The organism is Streptomyces sp. NBC_00464, from assembly GCF_036013915.1.
Lineage (GTDB): Bacteria > Actinomycetota > Actinomycetes > Streptomycetales > Streptomycetaceae > Streptomyces.
Genome location: NZ_CP107899.1, coordinates 2,790,872 through 2,810,366, shown reverse-complemented (window position 1 = coordinate 2,810,366; position 19,495 = coordinate 2,790,872). Strand labels below are relative to the sequence as shown.

The following is a 19,495-nucleotide window of genomic DNA, read 5'->3' as shown; positions in this document are numbered from 1 at the left end:
GGCCCCGCCCGGCCGTCTTCGTCGCCGTTCGGAGTCATCGGTCCCGCGTCCGCTCAGCGGGGTCCTCGGATGCTGTCGATGATGCGGGTCCAGTTGTCGCCGCCGTGCCCGTTCTCGATCGCGCCCCGGTAGTGGGCCTGCACGGCCAGAGGGAGCGCGAGGTCGAGCCCGAGCGCGGTGCTGGTCTCGACGATGTGGTCGGACGTCGCGCCCATCATGGTGACTGTGCTGAGGTCGCCGGGATGCTCGCCGGCGTCCAGCGCGGTGCCGGGGCTCTCCTCGCCGGCCCGCATGATGTCGCCGATCGAGTCGGCGGCGGCGAGCAACTCCGGCAGTGCTTCTGCGGCTGTCATTCCTGCGGTGCCGAGCATGGCGGTGGCGTGCATCAGTGCGGACAGGGTGGTGAGGAACACCGCGAGCTGGGCCTGGTACATCATCTGGGCGAGGCCGGGGTCCTCGCCCAGATACTTCGGTGTGCCGAGCAGCGTCAACGCCGCCCGGTGGTTCTCCATCACCTTGTCGGGGCCGCTGTAGTAGACGTACGACGCCTCCGTGCCGACCATCGGCGCGGGGACCATGGCCCCTCCGGTGAGGAAGCCGGCGCCGTGGCCGGCCGCCCAGGCGGCAGCCTCGCGGGAGCGGTCGGGGGTGTCGGAGCTCAGGTTGACCAGGGTCCGGCCGGCGAGCGAGGCGGTGGCACCGTCGAGGATGTCGTACATCGCCCGGTAGTCGGTGAGGCTGAGGACCACGAGGTCACTTGCCTCGACCGCTGCACGGGGTGTCGCCGCGAGCGTCGCTCCCTCCGCGACGACGCCGTCGGCCCGGCCTGCGGTGCGGTTCCAGACGGTGACCGGGTGGCCGGCGGCGAGGAGGGTGCGGGTCATCGCACGGCCCATCGGGCCGAGCCCGATCACGGTGACAGCCTTGTCCTGCGGAGTGGTGTGGTTCCGTTGTTCGTTCACCCCTCCATGCTCGGAGAGCGTCACTACTCTCGGAAGTACCCACTATTTTCTGCGGTACTTACCTTTGAGTAAGGGTGATCAGTGATGGCCAGGGCACCGAGGATCGGGCCGTACATCTGCGGTATCGACGCCGGGCTCGACGTGGTGAGCGGCAAGTGGAAGGGCCTGATCCTCTGGGAACTCGACGCCCATGGCGTACGCCGCTTCGCCGAGCTCCGCCGCGGTCTGCCGGGCGTGAGCGAGAAGATGCTGACGCAGCACCTGCGGGAGATGGAGGCGGACGGTCTCGTGCACCGGAAGGTCTATGCGGAGGTGCCGCCGCGGGTGGAGTACTCCCTGACCGAGCACGGGCACACGCTCAATCAGGCGCTCGGGCCGCTCGGAGCCTGGGGAGTCGAGCGGATCCGACGGGAAGGGGCCGAGGTGGTCGAGACCTCACACGGTGAGCCACCGGCCGCGGGCGCGCGGGTGACTTCCGAGGGCTGAACGCAGCGAAAGGCCGGCCCGGCGCGCAGGGCGCCGGGCCGGCCTTTCGTGGAGTGGAGTACTAGTCCGTGCCGGACTCCATCGCGGCCCGGTCCAGCATCTCGTCGGCCTCCGAGACCTCGCCGCGGGAGGCGATGGCCTGGGCGCCGCCCTCGGGCAGCGAGCCGATCAGGCCGGTGGCTGCGGCCTGGGCCGCGCCGATGGCCGGGTTGGCGGTGCCGATCAGGCCGAGGCCCGCGTACTGCTCCAGCTTGGCGCGGGAGTCGGCGATGTCGAGGTTGCGCATCGTGAGCTGGCCGATCCGGTCGACCGGGCCGAACGCGGAGTCCTCGGTGCGCTCCATGGACAGCTTGTCCGGGTGGTAGCTGAACGCCGGGCCCGTCGTGTCGAGGATCGAGTAGTCCTCGCCGCGCCGCAGTCGCAGCGTGACCTCGCCTGTGACGGCGGTGCCGACCCAGCGCTGGATCGACTCGCGCACCATCAGCGCCTGCGGGTCCAGCCAGCGGCCCTCGTACATCAGACGGCCGAGGCGGCGACCCTCGTTGTGGTACTGGGCGAGGGTGTCCTCGTTGTGGATCGCGTTGACCAGGCGCTCGTACGCGGCGTGCAGCAGGGCCATGCCGGGGGCCTCGTAGATGCCGCGGCTCTTGGCCTCGATGATCCGGTTCTCGATCTGGTCGGACATGCCCATGCCGTGGCGGCCACCGATGGTGTTCGCCTTCATCACCAGGTCGACGGCGGAGTCGAACTTCTCGCCGTTGATGGTGACAGGGCGGCCCTGGTCGAAGCCGATCGTGACGTCCTCGGTCTCGATCTCGACCGAGGGGTCCCAGAACTTCACGCCCATGATCGGGTCGACGGTCTCGACGCCGGTGTTCAGGTGCTCCAGGGTCTTCGCCTCGTGGGTGGCGCCCCAGATGTTGGCGTCGGTGGAGTACGCCTTCTCCGTGCTGTCGCGGTACGGCAGGTCATGGGCGACCAGCCACTCCGACATCTCCTTGCGGCCGCCGAGCTCGGTCACGAAGTCCGCGTCGAGCCAGGGCTTGTAGATCCGCAGGTGCGGGTTGGCGAGGAGACCGTAGCGGTAGAACCGCTCGATGTCGTTGCCCTTGTACGTGGAGCCGTCGCCCCAGATCTGTACGTCGTCCTCCAGCATCGCCCGCACCAGGAGCGTGCCGGTGACGGCGCGGCCGAGCGGCGTGGTGTTGAAGTACGCACGCCCGCCCGAGCGGATGTGGAACGCCCCGCAGGTGAGCGCGGCCAGCCCCTCCTCGACGAGCGCCGCACGGCAGTCGACCAGGCGCGCGAGCTCGGCGCCGTAGGCCTTGGCGCGGCCGGGCACGGAGGCGATGTCGGGCTCGTCGTACTGACCGATGTCGGCGGTGTAGGTGCACGGGACAGCGCCCTTGTCGCGCATCCACGCGACCGCGACCGAGGTGTCGAGGCCGCCCGAGAAGGCGATGCCGACGCGCTCGCCGGTGGGCAGGGAGGTGAGGACCTTAGACATAGGAAGATTATGCATCATCTCGCATGATCATGCAACGCGAGAGAACTCCCCGCTTCCGGGCCCCGGAAATCCACCATGGCCCGGATCGACGTGACGTGCGAGCCGCGAGCCGGCCCGGACCGGCTTCGGGTCACTTCATCTGCCGGCGGGCCCGTTTCACCTCGTCGTTGATACTCCAGGCGTCGGCCACCGGTCCGAGGTGGCCGAGCTTGTCGGGGTTGATCACCGAGCGGATGGTCTGGATCTGCCCGTCCAGCACATCGAGGGCCAGGGTGTGAAGGACCTTTCCGTCCCTGTCGCGGAAGACGGCGCCGGGCTGACCGTTGACCTGGTGCGGCTCGCACGTCACCTCGATCCGGGCCAGCAGCGGGAAGACGGAGGCCAGCAGGCGGGCCACGTTCTCGGCGCCGACGACGGCCCTGGCCAGCTGCGGGGCCTTGCCGCCGCCGTCCCCGACCATCTGTACGTCGGCCGCCAGCAGATCCCGCAGGCCGACGACGTCGCCTTCGCGGAGGGCGTCGAAGAACCGCTTCGCCAGCTCCTCACGCTCCTGACGGTCCGCTTCGAACCGCGGCCTCCCGGCCTCCATGTGCCGCCGTGCCCGTACCAGCAGCTGCCGGCACGCCGCCTCCGAACGCCCCACCGCCGACGCGATGTCGTCGAACCCGAAGCCGAACACCTCCCGCAGCACGAACACCGACCGTTCCAGCGGGCTGAGGCGCTCCAGCAGCAGCAACGCAGCCATCGAAACCGAGTCGGCCAGTTCCGCCGAGCGCGCCGGATCCTGATACGGATCGCTCAGCAGCGGCTCGGGGAACCACGGGCCCACGTACTCCTCCCGCCGCACCCGCGCGGAGCGCAGCACGTCGATCGAGATCCGCGTCACCGTGGTGGACAGGAACGCCTTGACCGACGTGGGAGAGACCGCCGAGCCGTCGAAGCGCAGCCAGGTCTCCTGCACCGCGTCCTCGGCCTCGCTCACGCTGCCCAGAATCCGGTAGGCGATCGAGAACAGCAGGGGGCGCAGCTCCTCGAACTCTCCGACCTTGTTCACGTCGCATCTCCCTCGACCTGGTCACCGACGGTCATTTCATTGGAACTGTCCGGCCTTGTAGTCACCGGCCGGCTGCCGGGCGATGATGTTCAGCCGGTTCGCCGCGTTCATGAAGGAGATCAGCAACGCCAGGGCGGTGAGCTGCTCCTCGTCGTAGTGCTTCGCGGCCCGCGCCCATACATCGTCGCTGACCCCGTCTGCCGCGTCCGCGACCCTCGTCCCCTGTTCCGCCAGCTCCAGCGCGGCACGCTCGGCCTCGGTGAAGACCGTGGCCTCGCGCCACGCCGCCACCAGGTGCAGCCGCACCGAGGTCTCACCGGCCGCGGTGGCCTCCTTGGTGTGCATGTCGATGCAGACGGCGCAGCCATTGATCTGACTCACGCGCAGTGCCACCAGCTCCTGCGTCGCGGCCGCCAGCGTCGAATCCTTGAGCGCCTTGCCCGCCGCCATGAGGTGCTTGAGGGCCTTGGCGGCGGTGGGCTCGGCGAAGTAGTTCAGTCGTGCATCCATGGTGTGTGCTCCTGCGTGCTCGTCGGTGGGTACACCCCTTAGGACGAGACAGCCCGGCGCCCTGTGACACGGACCTGGGAGCTCCTTTCGGTTCCTGGCCGCGGCTGCTACGCCGTAGCGGCGAGCTCCGACCGGCACTCGGCGCAGTTCCCGGGTTCGGGTGCTCTGAAGGCGCGGTCGCACCCGTCGCAGTTCTGCATCGGGTCGTAGAGCGGGGGCCGTCCGGCGGGCGGGAGCGGTGGCGGGAGCAGTTCGGTCAGCCGGTGCCCGAGGAACTTCACCGGGTACTTCATCAGTTCGGGCAGCTCCCCCGTAAGCGCTCGCCTGATGGCGGCCGGGGTGGCCTCGCGTTCGAGCCAGGCGGCGACGGCGGGGGCGAGCGTCCGGACGTCGTCCTCGGAGAGGTCGAACGCGGTCGCCCGGCCGTTCAGGTCGAGCAGGAGTGCCGAGGCCGTCCGGTCCAGCTCGGGGCTCGGCGTCTTCGGCCGGGGGAGGGGCGGGGCTTTCCGCTTCGGCGGCGTCGGCGAGGGCGGCGGCGAGTTGAGAGCGATGTGGGCGGGTTTCGGGGCCCGTTCAGGCGTTGAGGGTGCCCACATCGCTCCCGACTCCGCGACCGGGGCTGTCCGCGTCGTCGCGCAGGGCGGCTGGTTGAACGACGTCGTGCGGGTGACGACGCGGCCGGACGGGAGACGCTCGCGGGTGCGCTGGAGGTAGCCGTGCGATTCGAGTTCGCGCAGCGCTCCGGCGATGCGGGCCTCGCTCTCCGGGAAGCGCTCGACCAGGAACTTGATGCCGACTTTCGCCCCGGCGGGCAGCGACTGGATGTGCGTGGCGAGGCCGATCGCGATGAGCGAGAGCTCGTGGTGCTGGGCGAGGTGGTTGCCGATGACCGTGAAGTGGCTGCTGTGGCGCACCTTCACGTGGACGACGCCGCCACCCGACGGGGCGCGGGAGGGCGCGATAATCTGCGGGGTATCCATCGGGAAGTGGTTACCTTCCTCGGCGGTCAGGCCCTCGCTCGGGATTGCCATCCCGGCGGGGGCCGTCACAGTTCTGTAGTTTGATTTCGTGAGCATATGCCAGGCAACCGGGGCGAAATCCAGCCCAGTTGGCCAACCTCACTCGTGCGAGTGACGGGCGCTCGCGAACGCGCTCGCGGGCGCGCGGGGGGCCTGCTGAGGTCCACCGGGGTGGGTTGGGTTTGGTTGGTTTCTTCTTCCCAAAGGACTTAAAAGCCTTTTACGTCGTGGGCCGCCGCGTCGCGGCCGACCGCGTCGTACTTCATCGCGTCGCGGCCCACCGGGTCGTGGTTTCCGGACCCGGTGAGGGCGACCTCCGCCCAGACGGTCTTGCGAGGGAAGGGCCCGTGCTCGATGCCCCAACGGGTGGCGAGCGCCTCGACGAGCAGCAGCCCTCGCCCGGCCTCGGACGGGTCGGCCTGGGTGTCCTGTACGCGCGGAAGTTGATCGCCGCGTGCGTCCGCGACCTCGATACGCAGCGTGTCCCCGTCGACCGTCAGCATGACGCGGAAGTCCCGCCCGGGTACGTATCCGTGGAGTGCCGCATTGGCCGCGAGCTCGGCGACGACATGGCTGGCGTCGTCCAGGGGCAGCCCCCAGGAACGGAGCTGTTCCGTCGCCAGCAGCCGGGCGAGCCGGGCGCCCCGGCGGGTCGCGGAGAGCTGGACGACGAACTGGCCGGTATGGGAGCGCGGTTGGGTGATTTCTCGGTTCACGTCACTCAGCGTGGCCGCCCGTGGCTACGCTGAACAGCATCGACGCGTGTACGGACGGTGACTGTCCAGCGGCTGTACGGACCTGTCCCACGCGTACAGCGGCGGGTGCCGTTCACGGGTGGAGGCGGGTGGCCTATGGGTGTCAACGACAGTACGGACGGGTCCGAATGGGACGTCGAACCCGAGGACGACTCGGGCGCCGTGATCGCGGCGGTCGGCCGGCAGATCCGGCTCTGGCGGGAGGCGGCGGGGTTACGCGCGGCGGAGTTGGGCGAGGTGATCGGGTACGGGGAGAACCTGGTCTACAAGGTAGAGGCCGGGACGCGGATTCCGAAGCCGGAGTTCCTGGACCGGACGGACGAGGCCGTGGGCGCGGGCGGCAAGATCTCCGCGATGAAGCAGGACGTGGCGGAGGCGCGGTACCCGAAGAAGGTCCGGGATCTGGCGAAGCTGGAAAACGATGCGGTGGAGCTGGGGTCGTACGCCGGTGTCGTCATCGACGGCTTGCTCCAGACGGAGGCGTACGCAAGGGCGCTGTACGGAGAACGGCGCCCCGCGTACACGGAGGAACAGGTCGACCGGCTCGTCGCCGCCCGTATGGCCCGCCAGTCCATCTTCGAACGTCGGCCCGCGCCACTGCTGACCTTCGTCCAGGAAGAGGCAACGCTTCGGAGGCCGACGGGCGGGAAAAACGTGTTGCGTGAACAGCTCGAACACCTGCTAGAACTGAGTGCGTTGAGGCACGTCGAGATTCAGGTCATGCCGACCGAGACCGAGGAGCACGCGGGATTGGGCGGCTCGCACGAGGTGCTCAAGTTGAGTGACGGCTCGGCTGTGGGGCACAACGAAGTCCAGCTCATCAGCCGACTGATCAGTGATCCCAAGGAGGTCCAGATCCTTGAGATGCGGTACGGCATGATCAGGGCACAGGCGCTCACGCCTCGGCTGTCGCGGACCTTCATCGAAAAACTGCTGGGAGAGACATGAGTGCCAAGCCCTCGTCCGGAAACCCTTCAGACCTGACCTGGGTCAAGAGCAGCTACAGCACCAATGACGGCCCACAGTGCGTCGAGGTAGCCCCCGCCCCCACCACCATCCGCGTCCGCGACTCGAAGAACATCCCCGGCCCCGAGCTCGGCTTCACCCCGGGAGCCTGGGCCGACTTCGTCTCGTACGCATCGGCCAACTGACCTCCGATACACAGCTTCTGCACCTCACGAGGACCTGCCGCGCACACCCGCGCCGCAGGTCCTCGTGTGTGTGACGGGTGCCGGAAAACCCACCCGCCACAGGCGTTTCAAGCGTCGGCGATTCGGCCACAGCCTGATGCCTCACGGCTGCCCCGGCGCACGGGCAGGACCCGCGAACCCTTGCCGTTGCTGTGGCCGCACGCGTCCGGAATCGAGCGCGTTCGATTCCCCGTGGGCGTCGTTATGCCGTGCACCGCCGAGCCATCCCGGTGCGGCACCGAGTCCCAGGAGGGACACAGGTGACTGTGACTGACGCCTCGACCGCGCACTCGGATACACCCCCACCCCCACCCCCGGCCGAACTCGACTTCCAGGGCAAGCACGGCAAGAACCCCCTGGCGGAAGCCGGATTCCGCACCATGTGCGGACGCCTGCCCGCCGTCCTGAAGCACACGGTCCGACTCGCCTGGGCGGTGGACCGGACTGCCGTCCTGGTTCTCCTGCTCTGCCAGCTCCTCACCGGCACCGCAGCCGCCCTCACGCTTGCCTTCACCGCGAAGGCGATGACGTACCTGCTCGCCACGGGCCCCGTCTCCGAACGTCTGCACGGCGCCCTGCCCGCCCTGGCCGTGGTCACCGTCGCCGCCGGTGCGGGCCGCCTCAGCGTGGCACTCGCCTCGTACGCCGAACGCCGCATCACGCCGCTGCTGATGACCGAGGCCGACGTCGCGCTGGTCGCCGCCGTGTGCCGGGTCGAGGTGGCGGCGTACGGCGAGGACGGTTTCGCGGACCGGCAGGAGGCCGCCGAAGTGGGGGTCACCCGCACCACCACCATGGTCAGCGACGCACAGCGGTTCATGGCCGCCGGTGTCCGCATGGTCGCCGCGGGCGGCGTCATCACCGTCCTGCACTGGGTCATGCTCCCGGCCCTGCTGCTCGCCGTGCTCCCGGCCGGGCTCGGTGCGATCCTGCGGGCCCGGGTGGACTACGAGACCCACTACCTCAACGTCGGTGACCGCAACGTGCGCGGGATGACGCGCTGGTGGGCGACCTCGGCCCGGTACGGCGACGAGGTCCGCGCCAACGGCATGACCGGGTACCTCCTGTACTGGTACCGGGCGCTGTCCGAGCGCATCGACCGGCGCACCCTGACCGCCGCACCACGGCAGCTGCGCATCGACGTGTCCACCAGTGCCGTGAGCGGCGTCTTCCTGATGGGCACCTGGACCCTGCTCGCCTGGCTGGCCACCACGGGAGCCGTCCCGCTGGCGGTCGCCGCGACCGCCGTCGTCGCCGTGCAGAGCAGCCTCGCCGCGCTCTCCCAACTCGTGGTCCAGGGCGCCGCGCTGTTCCACACCTCGCTCTACCTCGCCGACATGCGCGCCTTCCTCGACATGGCCGACGCGCGCGCCCCGAAGCGTGGCGAGCTGACGATCCCGGAGCAGGTGGACGAGATCCGGCTCGACGAGGTGGTGTACCAGTACCCGGGGAAGGAGCAGCCCGCCGTGAACGGCGTCTCCCTGAGCCTGCGCCGGGGTGAGATCCTGGCCGTGGTCGGCGAGAACGGCTCCGGCAAGTCCACCCTCACCAAGCTCATCACCGGCATCCTCCTCGCCGACAAGGGCCGCGTGCTGTGGGACGGCACCGACCTGGCGCAGGCCGACGCCGAGGCCGTATGGAAGCGGACCGCGCTCGTACCGCAGAACTTCGCCACCTGGCCGCTGCGGGCCCGCGAGAACATCACGCTCGGCCAGCCCAAGTCGTGGGACGACGACCTGGTGTGGAAGGCCGTCGACGCCGTGGGTATGCGCGAGGCCGTCGAGGAACTGCCGAACCGGCTCGACACCCTCCTCGCCCGTGAACTGTTCGGCGGAGCGGAACTCTCCGGCGGGCAGTGGCAGCGGCTCGCGTGCGGACGCGCGCTGTACCGGCGGACCCCGCTGCTGATCCTGGACGAGCCGACTTCTCAGATGGACGCGCGCGGCGAGCACCAGATCTTCCTGGAGATCAAGCGGCTGGCCGCCGACTGCATGACGATCGTCGTGACCCATCAGCTGGAGAACACACGTCTGGCGGACCGGATCATCGTCATGGAGCACGGCCGGGTGATCGAGGACGGTACGTACGACGACCTGATCCACGCCGGGGGTCTGTTCGCCGAACTCGTCGCCCTGGCCCAGGACCGGTGACGGCCGCCCCGGCCCGTTGACGGAGCCGGCCCCGAGGGCCTGCCGCGCATGTCCGCGCCGCAGGTCCTCGACGGGTGGCCAGGACCGCTCAGTGTCCGTCACGTCATCGCCACGCGGCGATGACGTCCTCCGGCCCCCAGTGCGCGGCCAGTCCCTCAGCACCCGCACCCGTCGGGGGCAGACGGCTGACCGCGACCAGAGCCGCATCCTCCGCTCCCGGCACGTGCTGTGCGGACGCGACGAGTCCGGCGAGATCCCGTGCGCCGAACGGTGTCTCGTCGCGCCACTTCACCGACCCCACGAAGGACACGCGGCGCGCGGGCTGGGTGTCCGCGCCGATGAGGTCGACTTCGGGGTTGTTCTGCCTGTTCCACCAGCCGCCGACCTCGACGGCCTCGGGGAAGAGGCCGTCGGGGACCCGGCGGGCGAGTGCTTCCCTGATCACCGGCTCCACCGCGCGTCCCCGCCACGACGGCCAGGAACGCTGAATACGTGCTGCCGAGACCTCGCCCCTGCCCCTTTCCGCCTGTGCGACGGCGTTCTCCAGATGCGCCAGCCAGAAGCGCAGGTAGGTGTCCGCGATGCGGTAGCGCTTGAGTTTGGGGGCGGCCTGTGTGGACAGGGGGAGGTCGGCGGCCACGATCCGCTTCGCCTCGGTGAGTTCGGTCAGTATCGGGGCGAGCGTGCCGTGCGCCAGGGGGCGTCCGTCGGCGCCTCCCGTGCTTGCGGCGATGCCGGAGAACGTCCGCTCGCCGGAGCCGATCGCCCGGAGTACCCGGCCTGCCTGGAGGCGTGCGGGAAATTCCGCCGCGAGGGACCGCTCGCCCGTCGTGAGCAGGACCGACGACGGGTCCTCCACCTGGCGGTCCAGATATCCGGCGACCGGTTCGCCGGTCCGCCAGCCGGTCACCACTTCGGGGAAGCCACCGGTGACGAGATACGCGTCGAGTGCTGCCGCGGCGTTCAGCCCCGTGGAGTCCTGTACGTCGGCAGGGCTGAGCGGACCCACCGTGTACTGGCCGGCCCGGCCGTGGAACGGATGGTCGTACGACGTCAGCCGGTCCATCATCGCCAGATCGGAGCCGAGCAGCAGCAGGAGCACCGGCTTGGCGGACAGATGCATGTCCCACGCCGTCTTGAGCGCCGCGTCGAATCCCGCATCCGCCTCCGACAGCCAGGGGACTTCGTCCAGTACGAGAATCACCGGCTCGTCCGCGGGCAGGGCGGCTGCGACGGCGGCCAGCGTCCGGACCCAGTCCTCGGGGGCGGCGGCGTGTTCCAGCGCCGATCCGTGGTCCCGCATTCCCTGGCCACCGGCGACCGCGTCGAACAGCGCACGTCGCGCGAGCGGAGCGGGCTGACTGCGAGTCGCCTGGAAGAAGATGTACGGCTGCCCGGACCGTGCGCAGAACTCCTGCACGAGCCGGGTCTTGCCGATCCGCCGACGGCCCTTGATCACCAGTGCCTGCCCGGCGCTGCCGCCGGTCGCCGAGACGACGCGCTCCAGCCATGTCCCGAGGATGCGCAGCTCACGGGTGCGTCCGGTGAAGGCCACGGTTCTCCTGAAGTAGGAACGGCTCAAAGTATGAGCCATTCCTACTTTACTGCTCAGTGCCTCCGGCTACCCCCGGAACGGCCGGTACGTCAGCTGCTTGACGCGCCGCAGGAACGGCATCGATTCCACATGCTCGACGCCCTCCAGCGCGCCCAGGCGTTCACTCAGATAGCGGTACAGGTGGCCCGTGTCGCGGGTGATCACCACCGCCACCAGGTTGGACGGCCCGGTGGTCGCCGCCGCGTAGGCGACCTCCGGGTGGGTGGCGAGCGCCTCGCCCACCGCGTTCAGGGCGCGGGGTGCGGCGGTGATGCACAGCATGGTCGGGTGGCGGAAGCCGAAGGGGGCGGCGTCGAACTCGACGTCCACGTACAGCGCGCCCGAGGCCACGAGCCGGTCCATGCGGCGCTTGACCGCCGATTCGGAGCGGCCCGTCGCCTTCTGGAGTTCGGGGTACGTGGCCCGGCCGTCCGCTTCCAGCGCGGCGACGAGGGGTTCGTCCTCGGAGGTGATGACGGCAGGGCCGGGATGGTCCGGGAGCGGCGCGGGCGTAAGGGCGGCGGCCTGTTCCGGGGAGAGCGCGCCGCTCTTGTGGAGCCAGCCGGACGGGCCGCCGTAGAAGCGGTGCAGCAGCTGGTGGGCGCGGATGTCGACGATGTGCGGGGTACGCGGCAGTTTGCCGAGGAGCAGGTCGTCCGCGTCGTCCCGGGAGCGGACGTTGGCCGTGCACGTCACCTCCGTACCGCCCGAAGTGAGGCCGATCCACGCCGTGTCCGGGCGTTTGGCCAGGGCTTCGGCGATGGCCGTCGCACCCTCGGGCGCGCAGCGCACCCGTAGCAGCCAGTGGTCGAGCGGGTCCTCGGCGGCCGCGCAGCGGACCCCGACGACCCGGAGGTCCGCCTCGGACCGCAGCCTGCGGAAGCGACGCGCCACGGTCTGGTCGGAGACCCCGAGCGCGGTGGCGATCCGGCTGAACGGTGCGCGGGCGTCCAGCTCCAGGGCGTGCAGGATCCGGAGATCGAGGCTGTCGCCCACTGCGTTGGATTCCATGGGTATGGGCCTTGTCGGTGTCGGATTCCGGCGCTTGAAGCTCTTTGGCCGGTGGGTTCGGCCGCTCGTCTCCGATCGTACGGGAGTGGTCGCAGGCCACGCCGAAGCCGTACAGCCCTACAGGGAGAAACACATGCGCAAGTGGGGGCCGCTCACCGCGGTCTGTCTGGGGACGTTCATGCTGCTGCTCGACGTCACGATCGTCATCGTGGCGCTGCCCGACATGGCGCGGATGCTGGACGCGTCGCTCGCCGATCTGCAGTGGGTCATCGACGGGTACGCGCTCGCGCTCGCCGCGCTGCTGCTCGGCATCGGGGCCGCCGCCGATCTGCTCGGGCGGCGCCGGGTCCATGTCGCCGGCGTCGTGCTCTTTGCCGTCGCCTCCCTGGGCTGCGGGCTCGCCTCGTCGCCCGCGGTGCTGGTGGCCGCGCGCGGGGTCCAGGGGGTGGGCGCGGCCGCGATGTTCGCGACCACGCTGCCGTTGCTCGCCTCCGTCTACCAGGGCAAGGACCGGTCCGTCGCGCTCGGGCTGTGGGGTGCGGTGAGCGGGGGAGCCGCCGCGATCGGGCCGGTCGTCGGCGGGCTGCTGACCGAGGGGCCCGGGTGGCGCTGGATCTTCTTCGTGAACCTTCCGGTCAGCGTCGCCGCCATCTGGCTGACGGTGCGGACCGTGCCCGAGTCGCGCGGGGCCCGGGGCCGGCGGATCGACTGGGCGGGGACCGTGAGCTTCGCGGTGTTCGCGGCGGCGGCGACGTACGCCGTCGTACGGGCGGGGAGCCTGGGCTGGACGTCGGGGCGCACGCTCGCCACGTTCGGGATCGCCGCGCTCGCCCTGCTCTGCTTCGTGCTCGTCGAGCGGCGCGTCGAACACCCGCTGCTGGAGCTGTCGTTGTTCCGGGAGTCCGCGTTCACCGGCGTGATGGCCGGGGCGCTCGCGTACAACCTGGCGGCCTTCGCCGTGCTGCCGTACACCTCGATCTGGCTGCAGACCGTGCTCGGGCTCAGCCCCGTCCAGGGCGGCCTGGCGCTCCTGCCGCTGGCCGCGACCGCGTTCGTGGTCGCCGCCCTCGGCGGGCGGCTGCTGCACGGGGTGCAGCCGAGGCTGACCATCGGCGTCGGGCTCGCCCTGATCGGTGTCGGCACGCTCGGACAGGCGGTCCTCGGCGCGGGTTCCTCGTGGCCCGCGCTGTTGCCGGGGCTGGTCGTCGCGGGCATCGGCACGGGCCTGGTCTCCCCGGCCCTCGCGGGCGCCGCGCTCGCCTCCGTGCCGCCGGAGCGGGCGGGCATGGCGGGCGGTGCGGTCAACACCTTCCGGCAGCTCGGGTACGCCTTCGGGGTGGCCGTGCTCGGGACGGTGCTGACCTCGCGGATCGGCGGGACGCTGGGCGAGGAGCAGTCCCATGCGCTCGCGGGCGGCGGTGCGTCGGGGCTGCGGGCGGCGGGGGCGGGGGAGCACGCGCTGCGGGCGGCGTTCGCCTCGGGGCTGGACGCCGCGGCCGTGGTGGCCGGGGCGGTGGGGGTCGTCGCGGGGGTGGCGGTGCTGGTGCTGGTGAAGGGGGAGCGGAGGGGTGCCGGGAGTCCGGTGCCGGAGGCGGTGCGGGTGCCCGCGCGGTAGATGAGGGCCGGGCCCGACGGGCTCCACGTGCCCGACCGGGCTGGTTGGCGGGCTTGAAATAGCGGTTGCTTCTGCGACTATGCGAAGAACAGGGGCTGGTGACCAGGAAAGGACCATTATGTGCGGAATCGTGGGTTACGTCGGTGGGCAGTCGGCGCAGGACGTCGTCGTCGCGGGCCTCAAGCGGCTGGAGTACCGGGGGTACGACTCCGCCGGGGTCGCGATCCTCGCCGACGGGGGACTGGCCGCCGCCAAGAAGGCCGGAAAGCTCCTCAATCTGGAGAAGGTGCTGGTCGAGCGGCCGCTGCCGGCCGGCACCGCCGGGATCGGGCACACCCGGTGGGCCACCCACGGCGGCCCCACCGACACCAACGCCCACCCGCACCTCGACAACGCCGGACGCGTCGCCGTCGTCCACAACGGGATCATCGAGAACTTCGCCGCCCTGCGCGCCGAGCTCGGACGGCGCGGCCACGACCTGGTCTCCGAGACCGACACCGAAGTCGTCGCCCACCTTCTTGCCGAGGCGTTCTCGCAGTGCGCGGACCCGGCGGAGGCGATGCGGCAGGTCTGCCGGCGCCTCGAAGGGGCCTTCACGCTCGTCGCCGTGTTCGCGGACGCGCCCGACGTGGTGGTCGGGGCCCGGCGGAACTCGCCGCTCGTCGTCGGGGTGGGTGACGGCGAGGCATTCCTCGCCTCCGACGTCGCCGCGTTCATCGCCCACACCCGCTCCGCGATCGAGCTCGGCCAGGACCAGGTGGTCGAGCTGCGGCGGGAGGGGGTCGTGGTCACCGGGTTCGACGGGGAGCCCGCCGAGGTGCGTGCGTACCACGTGGACTGGGACGCCTCCGCCGCCGAGAAGGGCGGCTACGCCTCCTTCATGCTCAAGGAGATCGCCGAACAGCCCAAGGCCGTCACCGACACTCTCCTCGGCCGGATCGATCCGGAGGGCACGCTCCACCTCGACGAGGTCCGGATCACGCGCGGCGAGCTGCGCGAGGTCGACAAGGTGGTGATCGTCGCCTGCGGGACCGCGTTCCACGCCGGGATGATCGCCAAGTACGCCATCGAGCACTGGACCCGGATCCCCTGCGAGACCGAGCTCGCCAGCGAGTTCCGCTACCGCGACCCGATCCTGGACCCGCACACCCTCGTCATCGCCATCTCGCAGTCCGGCGAGACGATGGACACCCTGATGGCCCTGCGGCACGCCCGCGAGCAGGGCGCGAAGGTCCTCGCCATCTGCAACACCAACGGCTCGACCATCCCGCGCGAGTCCGACGCCGTCCTCTACACGCACGCCGGTCCCGAGGTCGCCGTCGCCTCGACCAAGGCGTTCCTGACCCAGCTCGTCGCCTGCTACCTCGTCGCCCTCTACCTCGGCCAGGTCCGCGGGACCAAGTGGGGCGACGAGATCCGTACCGTCATCCGTCAGCTCTCCGAGATCTCCGGCTCCGTCGACCGGGTCCTGGCGACCATGGAGCCGGTGCGGGAGCTGGCCCGGTCGCTCGCCTCGCACGACACCGTGCTCTTCCTCGGCCGGCACGTCGGCTATCCGGTCGCCCTGGAAGGCGCGTTGAAGCTCAAGGAGCTCGCGTACATGCACGCCGAGGGGTTCGCCGCCGGGGAGCTCAAACACGGGCCGATCGCGCTCATCGAGGACGGTCTGCCGGTCGTCGTCGTGGTGCCGTCCCCGGCCGGGCGCTCGGTGCTGCACGGCAAGATCGTGTCGAACATCCAGGAGATCCGGGCCCGCGGCGCCCTCACCGTCGTCATCGCCGAGGAGGGCGACGAGGAGGTCGTTCCGTACGCCGACCACCTCATCCGCATCCCCGCAACGCCTACGCTGCTTCAGCCGCTGGTCGCCACCGTGCCGTTGCAGGTCTTCGCCTGCGAGCTGGCGACGGCCCGCGGCAACGAGGTGGACCAGCCGCGCAACCTGGCGAAGTCCGTCACCGTGGAGTGAGCCATCAGGCCAACAGTGAGGGTGCGTACGTGATCATCGGGGTCGGGATCGACGTGGCGGAGATCGAGCGGTTCGACGCGGCGCTGGAGCGTACGCCGCAGATGGCCCAACGTCTCTTCCTGGAGCAGGAGTTGCTGCTGCCCAGCGGTGAGCGGCGCGGGATCGCCTCGCTGGCCGCCCGGTTCGCCGCCAAGGAGGCCCTCGCCAAGGCGCTCGGCGCGCCCGGCGGGCTGCTGTGGACGGACGCCGAGGTGTACGTGGAGGAGAGCGGGCAGCCCCGGCTGCGGGTCCGGGGCACCGTTGCCGCGCGCGCCGAGGAGCTGGGCGTGCGGCAGTGGCACGTGTCGCTCAGCCATGACGCGGGGGTGGCCTCTGCCGTGGTGATCGCGGAGGGGTAGGAGGGCGGATCCTTGCGTACGTTGGAGCCATGCGTACCGCCTACAGCGTTTCGACCGTACGGGCCGCCGAACAGGCCCTGATGGCACGGCTTCCGGAGGGCGCGCTGATGCAGCGCGCCGCCGCCGGGCTCGCGGCCGCCTGCGCCGATCTGCTGCGGCGCGGCGGCCGCGTCTACGGATCCCGGGTCGTCCTCCTCGTCGGCAGCGGCGACAACGGCGGCGACGCGCTGTACGCGGGGGCCAGGCTGGCCCGGCGCGGCGCGGGCGTCGTGGCCGTGCGGGTGTCACCCGGCCGGGCCCACGAGGGCGGCGTCGCGGCCCTGCTGGCGGCGGGCGGGCGGGTGATGGACGGCGGCGACGTCGCCCCGCACCGCGACTGGGGCGGGCACATCGACCTCGTCGTGGACGGCATCACCGGCATCGGCGGACGCGGCGGACTGCGGCCGGACGCCGCCGCCGTGGTGGAGCACTACGCGGCCCACGGGGTGCCCGTCCTCGCCGTCGATCTGCCGAGCGGCGTGGAGGCCGACACCGGCGAGGTGCGGGGGGCCGCCGTGCGCGCCGACGCGACCGTCACCTTCGGGGCGTACAAACCGGGGCTGCTGATCGACCCGGCCGCCGAACGGGCCGGCGCCCTGCACCTCGTCGACATCGGGCTCGGCGCCGAACTGCCGGAGGTACCCGATCTGGAGGCGCTCCAGTACGCGGACGTCGCCGCGCTGCTGCCCGTGCCCGCCGCGGAGAGCGACAAGTACCGGCGCGGCGTCGTCGGCATCGTCGCCGGATCGGCGCGCTACCCGGGGGCCGCGGTGCTCGCCGTCTCCGGGGCGCTGCGCGGCGGGGCGGGGGCCGTGCGCTACGTCGGGCCGGGCGGCGACGCCGTGATCGCGCGGCATCCGGAGACCCTGGTCCACGCGGGCCCGCCGTCGAGGGCCGGGCGCGTGCAGGCCTGGGTGGTCGGGCCGGGGCTCGGCGACGGCACGGACGCCGTCGAAGCGGTCTCCGACGTGCTGGCCACGGACGTGCCGGTGCTCGTCGACGCGGACGGGCTGCGGCTGCTGGACGCCGACGTCGTACGGGCGCGCACCGCGCCCACCGTCCTCACCCCGCACGCCGGGGAGGCCGCGGCGCTGCTCGGCGTCCCGCGCGAGGAGGTCGAGGCGGGGCGGCTCGCCGCCGTACGCGCACTCGCCTCCCGCTTCCGCGCCACGGTCCTGCTCAAGGGCTCGACGACCCTGATCGCCACGGACACCCCGCACACGCCCGTCCGGGTCAACCCGACCGGCACCTCCTGGCTCGCCACCGCGGGCAGCGGCGACGTGCTCTCCGGGCTGACCGGCTCGCTGCTCGCCGCGGGACTCGCCCCGCGCGACGCCGCGTCCGTCGGCGCCCACCTCCACGGCCTCGCCGCCCGGCACGCCTCGGACGGCTCACCGGTCGCCGCGCAGGACGTCGCGGAGGCCATCGCGGCGGCATGGCGGGACGTAAGGGCCTGAGTGATGCTGGGAGCGTCGAGAGGGGAATGCCGGTGACCGCCGACAGTGATCTGCGCGTACGCAGGGTGTACGACCCCCGGGAGGACGGCGACGGCACCCGCGTCCTCGTCGACCGGCTGTGGCCGCGCGGCGTCTCCAAGGAGCGGGCCGTGATCGACCGGTGGCTCAAGGACCTCACCCCGTCGGACGAGTTGCGCTCCTGGTACCACGAGGACCGTTCCGCGACCCGGTACGACACCTTCGTGGACCGCTACCGCGCCGAGCTCGCCGACCCCGTGCACGCGGCGGCCGTGGACGAGCTGACGGCGCTGGTCCGCGAGGGCGGTCCGGTGACGCTCGTCACGGCGGTCAAGGACGTCCCGCACAGCCACGTCCCGGTCCTTGTCGACCATGTGGAACACGAGTTGCGCCACGGCTGACGTGCGCGTCCACCGAGCTGCCGCGCCCGGCCGCGGCCGCCGCCCGAGGGCCCCGTCGTAAGCCAGTGAGACACTGGGCGCGATGAACGAGACAGCGTCCTTGAGAGCCCGTGCCGAGATCGACCTCGCCGCACTCCGTGCCAACGTGCGCGTTCTGCGGGCCCGGGCGGCCGGCGCGCAACTCATGGCCGTCGTCAAATCCGACGCGTACGGGCACGGGGCGGAGCGCTGCGCACGCGCCGCGCTCGAAGCGGGCGCCACCTGGCTGGGCACCGCCACGCCGCACGAGGCGCTCGCCCTGCGCGCGGCCGGTCTCGGCGGCCGGGTGATGTGCTGGCTGTGGACGCCCGGCGGGCCCTGGCGCGAGGCCATCGAGGCCGACATCGACGTGTCGGTGAGCGGCATGTGGGCGCTGCGCGAGGTCACCGCGGCGGCAGCGGAGGCGGGCCGGCCCGCCCGGGTCCAGCTCAAGGCCGACACCGGCCTCGGCCGCAACGGCTGCCAGCCCGCCGACTGGCCCGAACTGGTCGCCGCCGCCCGCACCGCCGAGGAGGCGGGCGCCCTCCGCGTCACCGGCCTCTGGTCGCACTTCGCCTGCGCGGACGAGCCCGGACACCCCTCCATCACGGCGCAACTGGAAGCGTTCCGCGACATGGTGGCGTACGCGGAGAAGGCCGGCGTGGAGCCCGAGGTGCGGCACATCGCGAACTCCCCGGCGACGCTGACGGTCCCCGAGTCGCACTTCGACCTCGTGCGGACCGGGATCGCCATGTACGGCATCTCGCCCAGCCCCGAGCTCGGCACCCCGGCGGACTTCGGACTGCGTCCCGTGATGACGCTCGCCGCGTCCGTCGCCCTGGTCAAGCGGGTGCCGGCCGGTCATGGCATCAGCTACGGGCACCACTACACGACGTCCGCGGAGACCACGCTCGGCCTGGTGCCGCTGGGGTACGCGGACGGCATCCCGCGCCACGCGTCGGGCCGCGGCCCGGTCCTGGTCGGCGGTGTCAGGCGGGCGGTCGCGGGCCGGGTGGCCATGGACCAGTTCGTCGTCGACCTCCACGGGGACGAGCCGGCGGTGGGCAGCGACGCCGTGCTGTTCGGCCCGGGGGACCGGGGCGAGCCGAGCGCCGAGGACTGGGCGCAGGCGGCCGGCACGATCGCGTACGAGATCGTCACCCGTATCAGCGGCAGAGTGCCGCGCGTCTACCGCGACGACGAAACGCCGGAGGGCCCCTCGGCCGGGTCCTGACCGAACAAGCGCCCCTGACCAGGCACGATCTGAGCATGTCCGGGGACGGCCTGACGAGATCGCAGGAGACCGGGCCGATTCCGACCCCGACCCTGACCCGACGGACACGGC

The 19,495-nt window shown here is 71.5% G+C and carries 18 protein-coding genes; 10 read left to right on the top strand and 8 right to left on the bottom strand.

Features of this window, described 5'->3' with window-relative positions; genetic code table 11:
• Positions 1–53 precede the first annotated feature (53 nt).
• Positions 54–962 carry an NAD(P)-dependent oxidoreductase gene (locus OG912_RS12205; protein WP_327709377.1) on the bottom strand — a complete coding sequence of 303 codons (909 nt, stop codon included), beginning with the start codon at positions 960–962 and terminating at the stop codon, positions 54–56.
• A gap of 84 nt (positions 963–1,046) precedes the next feature.
• Here OG912_RS12205 and OG912_RS12200 point away from each other — a divergent pair, with 84 nt between their 5' ends.
• The gene (locus OG912_RS12200; RefSeq protein WP_327709376.1) at positions 1,047–1,448 is read left to right on the top strand and encodes a winged helix-turn-helix transcriptional regulator; all 402 of its coding nucleotides are present in this window, start codon (positions 1,047–1,049) and stop codon (positions 1,446–1,448) included.
• 61 nt (positions 1,449–1,509) lie between these two features.
• Here OG912_RS12200 and argG read toward each other — a convergent pair whose 3' ends face one another.
• The 5 genes from argG to OG912_RS12175 form a co-directional block, all read right to left on the bottom strand.
• A complete protein-coding gene (gene argG, locus OG912_RS12195) occupies positions 1,510–2,955 on the bottom strand; it encodes an argininosuccinate synthase (RefSeq protein WP_327709375.1) in 1,446 nt (481 codons plus the stop codon).
• A gap of 130 nt (positions 2,956–3,085) precedes the next feature.
• On the bottom strand, positions 3,086–4,009 hold the full coding sequence (locus OG912_RS12190; protein WP_327709374.1) for an RNA polymerase sigma-70 factor: 924 nt from the start codon (positions 4,007–4,009) through the stop codon (positions 3,086–3,088).
• Between the two features lie 36 nt (positions 4,010–4,045).
• Positions 4,046–4,519 (bottom strand): carboxymuconolactone decarboxylase family protein, encoded by a 474-nt coding sequence (locus OG912_RS12185; protein WP_327709373.1) that lies wholly within the window; start codon positions 4,517–4,519, stop codon positions 4,046–4,048.
• A 107-nt stretch (positions 4,520–4,626) separates the two neighbouring features.
• Complete coding sequence (locus tag OG912_RS12180) at positions 4,627–5,499, bottom strand: helix-turn-helix domain-containing protein (RefSeq protein ID WP_327709372.1); 873 nt, start codon at positions 5,497–5,499, stop codon at positions 4,627–4,629.
• Between the two features lie 248 nt (positions 5,500–5,747).
• A complete protein-coding gene (locus OG912_RS12175) occupies positions 5,748–6,254 on the bottom strand; it encodes an ATP-binding protein (RefSeq protein WP_327709371.1) in 507 nt (168 codons plus the stop codon).
• Between the two features lie 135 nt (positions 6,255–6,389).
• On the opposite strand from OG912_RS12175, the gene OG912_RS12170 reads away from it, so the two are divergent.
• The 3 genes from OG912_RS12170 (at position 6,390) to OG912_RS12160 (ending at position 9,633) form a co-directional block, all read left to right on the top strand.
• Positions 6,390–7,241 (top strand): helix-turn-helix domain-containing protein, encoded by an 852-nt coding sequence (locus tag OG912_RS12170; protein ID WP_327713403.1) that lies wholly within the window; start codon positions 6,390–6,392, stop codon positions 7,239–7,241.
• The gene (locus tag OG912_RS12165) at positions 7,238–7,444 is read left to right on the top strand and encodes a DUF397 domain-containing protein (RefSeq protein ID WP_327709370.1); all 207 of its coding nucleotides are present in this window, start codon (positions 7,238–7,240) and stop codon (positions 7,442–7,444) included. Before OG912_RS12170 ends, OG912_RS12165 begins: the two co-directional genes overlap by 4 nt.
• A gap of 305 nt (positions 7,445–7,749) precedes the next feature.
• The gene (locus tag OG912_RS12160; protein ID WP_327713402.1) at positions 7,750–9,633 is read left to right on the top strand and encodes an ATP-binding cassette domain-containing protein; all 1,884 of its coding nucleotides are present in this window, start codon (positions 7,750–7,752) and stop codon (positions 9,631–9,633) included.
• 103 nt (positions 9,634–9,736) lie between these two features.
• On the opposite strand, the gene OG912_RS12155 is transcribed toward OG912_RS12160, so the two are convergent.
• Together OG912_RS12155 and OG912_RS12150 are read right to left on the bottom strand one after the other, a co-directional pair.
• Positions 9,737–11,188: an ATP-binding protein gene (locus tag OG912_RS12155; protein ID WP_327709369.1), complete on the bottom strand. Its 1,452-nt coding sequence runs from the start codon at positions 11,186–11,188 to the stop codon at positions 9,737–9,739.
• A 66-nt stretch (positions 11,189–11,254) separates the two neighbouring features.
• Positions 11,255–12,238: an Lrp/AsnC family transcriptional regulator gene (locus tag OG912_RS12150; RefSeq protein ID WP_327709368.1), complete on the bottom strand. Its 984-nt coding sequence runs from the start codon at positions 12,236–12,238 to the stop codon at positions 11,255–11,257.
• A gap of 133 nt (positions 12,239–12,371) precedes the next feature.
• Here OG912_RS12150 and OG912_RS12145 point away from each other — a divergent pair, with 133 nt between their 5' ends.
• From OG912_RS12145 to alr, 6 genes are all read left to right on the top strand, one after another.
• A complete protein-coding gene (locus tag OG912_RS12145) occupies positions 12,372–13,853 on the top strand; it encodes an MFS transporter (protein WP_327709367.1) in 1,482 nt (493 codons plus the stop codon).
• 118 nt (positions 13,854–13,971) lie between these two features.
• Positions 13,972–15,819 carry a glutamine--fructose-6-phosphate transaminase (isomerizing) gene (glmS, locus tag OG912_RS12140; RefSeq protein ID WP_327709366.1) on the top strand — a complete coding sequence of 616 codons (1,848 nt, stop codon included), beginning with the start codon at positions 13,972–13,974 and terminating at the stop codon, positions 15,817–15,819.
• A 29-nt stretch (positions 15,820–15,848) separates the two neighbouring features.
• Positions 15,849–16,217, top strand: coding sequence for a holo-ACP synthase (locus OG912_RS12135; protein WP_326738136.1), 369 nt, complete (start codon positions 15,849–15,851; stop codon positions 16,215–16,217).
• 29 nt (positions 16,218–16,246) lie between these two features.
• Positions 16,247–17,713, top strand: coding sequence for an NAD(P)H-hydrate dehydratase (locus OG912_RS12130; protein WP_327709365.1), 1,467 nt, complete (start codon positions 16,247–16,249; stop codon positions 17,711–17,713).
• 32 nt (positions 17,714–17,745) lie between these two features.
• Positions 17,746–18,132 carry a DUF488 domain-containing protein gene (locus OG912_RS12125; RefSeq protein WP_327709364.1) on the top strand — a complete coding sequence of 129 codons (387 nt, stop codon included), beginning with the start codon at positions 17,746–17,748 and terminating at the stop codon, positions 18,130–18,132.
• An 82-nt stretch (positions 18,133–18,214) separates the two neighbouring features.
• Positions 18,215–19,384 (top strand): alanine racemase, encoded by a 1,170-nt coding sequence (gene alr, locus OG912_RS12120; RefSeq protein ID WP_327709363.1) that lies wholly within the window; start codon positions 18,215–18,217, stop codon positions 19,382–19,384.
• Positions 19,385–19,495: the final 111 nt, after the last annotated feature.